The organism is Actinomadura soli, from assembly GCF_005889715.1.
Taxonomy (GTDB): domain Bacteria; phylum Actinomycetota; class Actinomycetes; order Streptosporangiales; family Streptosporangiaceae; genus Spirillospora; species Spirillospora soli.
In genome coordinates, this window is the sequence record NZ_VCKW01000367.1 from 1 (window position 1) to 6,199 (window position 6,199).

Sequence of the window (6,199 nt, forward strand, 5' to 3'; positions counted from 1 at the left end):
CTCTGACGGAGCCGCCGACGGCTCCCGCCCCACCCGCCGCGACGTGCTGAGATCCGGGGCCGGCGTCGGCGTCACCGCCGGGCTCGCCGCCGGTCTGACCGGCTTCGCCGGGCTTCCCGCGGTCGCCGACGACTCCACCGGCCGGGAGCCTCCCCGGGGCCGGGAGAAGACCATGGCCGACGTGCCGTTCGAGGGATTCGACACCGTACGGGTGGCGATCATCGGGCTCGGCAACCGCGGAGCGGGACAGCTCCCGCTCTTCTTCCCGATCCCGGGCGCGCGGATCACCGCGCTGTGCGACATCCGTCCCGAGCAGACCGAGCGAGCCGCCGACCGGGTCGAGACCGAAGGCGGGCAGCCCCGCCCCGCGACCTACAGCAAGGGCGAGGACGACTACCGCAACCTCGTCGCCCGCGACGACGTGGACCTCGTCTACATCGCCACCCCCTGGGAATGGCACTACCCGATGGCCAAGGCCGCGCTCCGGCACGGCAAGCACGTCGCCGTCGAACTGCCGATCGCGACACGGCTCGACGACATCTGGGACCTGGTGCGGACGTCCGAGCAGACGCGCAAGCACTGCTGGCTGCTGGAGAACTGCAACTACGGACGCGAGGAACTGCGCGTCCTGACGATGGTCAAGCAGGGCCTTTTCGGCGATCTGCTGCACGGGTCCGGCGGCTACATCCACGACCTGCGCAACCCGTTCCTCTTCCACGGCGCGTACTACCCGGAGGGCTGGCGCCGCAAATGGCACACCCGGATGAACGCCAGCCACTACCCCATGCACGGCCTGGCCCCGGTCGGCGCCTGCATGGACATCACACGCGGCGACCGCTTCGTCCGGCTGGTCTCGGTGGCGTCGCGGGCGTTCGGGCTGGCGCTCTACCGCAAGGAGCACATGCCGCCCGGCCACCCGTCCTGGAAGGACGACTACATCTCCGGTGACCGCAACACCTGCTTCATCGAGACCGCGAAGGGACGGTTCCTGCGCGCCGAGCACGAGGTGTCGACGCCGCACCCCTACAGCCGCGCGAACACCCTCGTCGGAACCCGGGGCGTCTGGACCGGCGACCCGCAGCGCATCTACCTGGAGACCCTCGGCCACAACAACCACACGTGGCGGGACTTCAACGACGACTTCAAGAAGCACGACCACTGGCTGTGGACGGACGTCGGCCCGGGCGGCGGCGGCCACGGCGGCATGGACTACATCTCCCTCTGGCGCACCGTCCAGCTCATGCGGCTGGGCCTGACCCCGGACATCGACGTCTACGACTCCGCGTCCTGGTGCTCGGTGATCCCGCTGAGCGAGCGGTCGCTCACGATCGGCAGCCGCGCGGTCGCGGTCCCGGACTTCACCCGCGGGCACTGGAAGAAGCCCCGCCCGGGCCTCTCCCGAGGCCGCCCCACGCAGGCCGCCACCACCGCCCGTTCCTGACGAACACGGACGTCCTGGCCCGAAGCGACCATAGGCTTCGAGCATGGATCTGGAGCCGGTCATGGGCGGCGGGGGTCTCGTCGTCGCCACGGTCGCGGCGGTGATCGCATGGGCGCAGCTCCGGCGGACGCCCACGCCTCCGGACGAAGGCGCCGGGCGGCAGCCCCAGGTGATCCTGCGCCCTCCGACCGGCCGGTTGCCGGACCGGGTCCGAGGCCGTTCCGACGTCCTGCGCACGCTGGAAGGGCTCGCCCGGCGTCCGGACGGCTCGGTGCACCTTCTGGGCGGCCTGGGCGGAACCGGCAAGACGACCATCGCCCTCCAGATCGCCGACGCCTGCCTGGCCGGCGGGCGGAACGTGTGGTGGGTCTCCGGGGTGGACGCCGGGTCGCTGGCCTCCGACCTGCTCGAACTGGCCCGATCGCTCGGCGCCACCGCACAGGACATCGAGGACGTCTCCAGCGGCCGGCGCAATCCGGCCGACCTGTTGTGGGGTTTTCTGGAGGCCAGGCGGGACTGGTTGCTCATCATCGACAACGCCGACGACCCTGAGGCGCTGACCGTGCACGGCAGGACGGCGCGCGACAACTCGGGCTGGATCCGGCCGACCTCCGCAGGGCTCGTGCTGATCACGAGCCGGAACATCGATCCGATGGCCTGGGGCAGGCATGTCACGATCCACACCGTGGGCTGGCTTCCCGAACGCGACGGCGCGGGCGTGCTCATGGACCTCGCCCCCCATGCCGGGACGCCTGACGAGGCAAGGGCCCTGTCAGAACGGCTGGGCGGTCTCCCACTGGCTTTGCGCCATGCCGGGTTTCATCTGGCGTCCCCGTTCAACCGTGAACGGTCCTTCTCCGCATACGCCGCGGCCCTGAACGACCGGTTTCCAGAGCTGATGGGCGCAGGCGGCGACGACCGCACGATCGTGACCAGCACCTGGCGACTGACTCTCGACGCCCTGTCCGCGTCCGGCACCCCGGAGGCCGACGCCATGATCCGGATCCTGTCGACCTTCGCCGGCGGCGTCCCGATCCGCGTCGACCTGCTCGACCACGAGATCCTCGCCCGCGCCTGCGGTCTGCTCGACAGCTCTCGGGTCGCGTCGAGCCTGCGGGCGCTGGCCAACACCGGGCTGATCACACACGCGTCCATGGGACCGGACGCCGCCCAGGAGATCACGCTGCACCCCCTGGTAGTAGAGACCCTCCAGTTCGGGGACGTCGATCGGGAACCGCATGAGGACACCGCGCTCGAACTGATCACCGCCGCCGTCCAAGCCCTGGAGCCCAGGAATCCGGAGCACCTCGCGGCGTGGACCTCGCTTGTGCCGCATATCAGCAAACTGCTGCGCGCCACCTCGTCGCGTGACGGCTCCGCACTGGTGACAGCCGCCGAAGCCGGCCACCACATCGCGGTCGCCCTCGGATGGGCGAGCCTGTACTTCGCGGCCATCCAACTGGTCGAAGACGCGCTCACCGCCACCGCCTCACTGGGCGACGAGCACCAGGCCGTTCTCGACCTCAAACTCGGCAAGGCCAAAGCGACCCGCCTGATCGCGCATTCCGCGGCCGCCGAGCCGATCATCCGTGAGGTGGTGGAGGCCCGCGAGCGCTCTCTCGGCTCCGACGACCTGGAGACGGTCTACGCCCGGTACGAGCTCGGGCTCTGCCTGCAGGACCAGCGCAAGATCGCCGAAGCCGAACAGGAGTACCGGAAGGTGCTGGCCACACGCCGGAACGTGCTGGGCGACGACCACCCGGACACCCTGATCGTCCGGCAGGCGCTGGCGCTGATTCCCTACCGCCTTCGTCAACTCACGGAGGCGGAACGAGCATTGCGCGAGGTCCATGCCGCGCAGCTTCGAATTCTTGGCGGCGGACACCCGAATACGCTGACGACACGCAAGTTCATCGCCGTTGTGCTTGTCCGCGCCGGGCGTTACGACGAGGCCGAACGCGAGATCTTGGCCATTCTGCCGACGATGCGCGACGTATGGGGGTCCGAACATGGCCACGTTCTGTCATTGCGACACGAACTGGCCGAGACTCTCGTTCAGAGCGGCCGGACTCGAAAGGTTCGCGGCGAGTTGGCAGACCTCCTGTCAGTCGAACGCCGTGTACTCGGCGCGGAACATCCGCTGACCCGCCGGACCGTCGCCCTCTTGGAAGGACTCGAAGCTCACCGGAGGACGTGACCCGAATGAGCAAGGAGCAGACCCGATTTCGCAAGGCCCGACGATCGGCGTGGGAAGACGAGTGCGTGGAGATCGGTCGTACGGGTGACCTCATCAAGATCCGCGATTCCAAAGCACGTGAAGCAGGCGCGCTCAGCTTTTCGGTCGCGGCGGTTCAAGGTCTCTTCGACAGTATCCGCCGCCAGCCCCGCTGAACCCGGTATCGCCTCAGGCCGAGTTCTCCGGGGCCAGGCGGCTGATCACCTCTGTGTACGGCCATAGACCGTCGAGCGGTATCGGGTACAGGACGGGGAGGTCGACGCCTGCCTTTCGGTATTCCTCGATCCGGGCGCGGCAGGTGGCGGGGTCGCCGTGGGCGACGAATGAGTCCGCGATGTGCTGAGGCACGTACCCTGCGGCGCCCGTCCAGTCGCCTGCGCGGACCGAGTTCTGGACGGCTTCGAGCGGGTCGCCGAACAGGCTCGGCGCCGCTGGGTGCAGGGAGTAACGGGGGACGACGGCGCGCGCCCCCCGGGCCGCGGCCTCGGCGTCGTCGGACAGGCAGGTGTGGACGATGCAGACGATCTCGACGTCCGCCGGGTCCCGGCCGGCCGCCATGGCGGACTCGCGTACCGTGGCCACGGCCTCGGCGGCACGGTCCGGTGACATGAGGTTGAGGATCACGCCGTCGGCCACGCGGCCCGCCAGCCGCAGCATGCGCGGGCCGAGCGCTGCCAGGTGGACGGGCAGGTCGGGGCGGACCGGCGGACGGTCGAACGGCACCATGCCGGTACGGAAGATGTCACCGCTGAACCCCGGCTCACCGGCCAGCACGGCGCGGACCACCGCCACGTACTCCTCGATCATCTGGAGGGGCGGGTGCGAAGGCAGGCCGAACTGGGCGTTCTTGGCCGCGTTGGCGAGACCCAGGCCGAGCCGGAAGCGACCGCCGGACGAGTCGTCCAGGAGCGCGGCCGTCTTGGCCGCCAGCACGGGCGGGCGGAGCGCGGCGTTGGCGATCGCGGTGCCCACGGCCACCGACCCGGTCGCCGCGATCAGCGACTGGCAGAGCGTCAGGGCGTCGCCGTTGACCTCGGCGACGAACACGGCGTCAAATCCGGCGTCCTCGGCGGCGCGGGCCAGTTCGCCCATCTCCGCGGGCGGCAGGCCGCTGTTCGACGCGATGGACAGGCCGAGGCTCATGCCATGGATCCGGCTGTGCATCCGGGTGCCCCTCTCGTCAGGTCGGTGCCCGCATCATTGCAGAAATGGTTTCTGTAGAGCAGACCGAGTGGGGCGTCCGGGCTAGATGATCAGCTGGTCGATCTCCTGGACCGCGCCGGTGAGGGCAGAGACGATCTTGCGGCGGGTGGGGACGTTCATGCGGCTCGCGGGGACGGAGATGTTCAGCGCCATCGGGGGGTGGTTCGATCGGGGCAGGGCCATGGCCACCGACATCACGCCCTCCTCGCTCTCCTCCTTGCTGGTCGCATAGCCCTTGCGGCGCACTTCCTTCAGCGCTTCCAGCAGGGCGTCGCGGGAGTCGATCGACGCGCCGGTCAGCTGTTCGAGCTTCGGCTCGGGATACAGCTCCATCAGGTCGGCGTCCGGCAGCTGGGCCAGCATGGCCTTTCCCGTCGACGTGCAGTGCGCGAGGATGGATCGGCCGAGACGGGACCCCACGCGGACGGCACGCGGGCTCTCGATCGAGTCGATGAAGCGGACCATCTGCCCTTCGAGGGTCCCGAGATGGACGGTCTCCCGCAGTTCGGCGTTGAGGTGCTCCAGCACGGGACGGGCGCGTTCGCGCACGTCCAGGCGGCCGAGCAGGGAGAAGGCGATCTTGTCGAGGGACGGCCCGGGCTCGTACATCCGGGACTGGCGGTTCTGCCGGACGAAACCCCGGTACTGCAGCATCGCGAGGAGCCGGTGCGCGGTCGACGAGGCCACCCCGAGGTAGTCCCCGGCGTCGGTCAGGCGCAGGGACCCGCGTTCGCCGATCAGCCAGAGCAGCCGGAGGGCGTTGTCGACCGACTCGATCGGGTACTGCGGGGGCGCGGAGTGCTCCGGCTCGGCGGGCGGATCCGCGTCCGAACTGGCGGCGTGGTCGGGCATCGGGGCCTTTCTGGCGGTTGTCATGGAACGCGGGGTCGTGGCCGCGCCGGGCAACGTGCGCGATCGGAGTTCTCCATTATCGCTCCGATGCCGGAGACAGGGAGCGACACGACGTCGGTGGGGCCGGCGGCGCCGTCCGGTCAGGCTCCGGCGGTCAGCGCGTACAGCTCGTAGACGAGCGTGCTGCCGGTCCGGCGGCCCAGGCCGACCGCCTGGATCCTGTTCAGCCACCCGTACCGCTCGTCGTCGGTCTCGAAGGTGGGCGCGGTGAAGATGACGCCCCCGTCCGCCGGTGGCCGGTCCGCCTTCCCCTGGTAGGTCATCGCGATGACGGCGCCGTCGTCGGTGCGCAGCAGGATCCGGGCGTCCACGCTGACCGAGGAGTCGGCGTGGATGCGCACCCAGTCGCCGGCGCTGCGGCCGAGCTGGCTCGCCCGGACGCGCTCCCCCTCCCACCGGCACTCGGC

At 70.1% G+C, this 6,199-nt stretch carries 6 protein-coding genes; 3 read left to right on the forward strand and 3 right to left on the reverse strand.

What is annotated here, in order from left to right:
• The 3 genes from ETD83_RS38215 to ETD83_RS43225 form a co-directional block, all read left to right on the forward strand.
• The coding region (locus tag ETD83_RS38215) for a Gfo/Idh/MocA family protein (RefSeq protein WP_205718117.1) at positions 1 to 1,441 on the forward strand (1,441 nt) is incomplete at its 5' end.
• Positions 1,442 to 1,817: 376 nt separating this feature from the next.
• On the forward strand, positions 1,818 to 3,638 hold the full coding sequence (locus ETD83_RS38220) for a tetratricopeptide repeat protein (protein ID WP_138650077.1): 1,821 nt from the start codon (positions 1,818 to 1,820) through the stop codon (positions 3,636 to 3,638).
• Between the two features lie 5 nt (positions 3,639 to 3,643).
• Complete coding sequence (locus ETD83_RS43225; RefSeq protein ID WP_171064678.1) at positions 3,644 to 3,832, forward strand: DUF397 domain-containing protein; 189 nt, start codon at positions 3,644 to 3,646, stop codon at positions 3,830 to 3,832.
• Positions 3,833 to 3,845: 13 nt separating this feature from the next.
• Here the strand turns inward: ETD83_RS43225 and ETD83_RS38230 are convergent, their stop codons facing one another.
• The 3 genes from ETD83_RS38230 to ETD83_RS38240 all read right to left on the reverse strand — a co-directional run.
• Entirely contained in the window at positions 3,846 to 4,841 is a 996-nt protein-coding gene (locus ETD83_RS38230; RefSeq protein ID WP_138650079.1) for an LLM class flavin-dependent oxidoreductase, read from the reverse strand.
• 81 nt (positions 4,842 to 4,922) lie between these two features.
• The gene (locus tag ETD83_RS38235) at positions 4,923 to 5,756 is read right to left on the reverse strand and encodes an IclR family transcriptional regulator (RefSeq protein ID WP_230421469.1); all 834 of its coding nucleotides are present in this window, start codon (positions 5,754 to 5,756) and stop codon (positions 4,923 to 4,925) included.
• Positions 5,757 to 5,872: 116 nt separating this feature from the next.
• Positions 5,873 to 6,199, reverse strand: a 327-nt coding sequence (locus tag ETD83_RS38240; RefSeq protein ID WP_138650080.1) for a DUF3237 domain-containing protein, incomplete at its 5' end; no start/stop codon positions are given.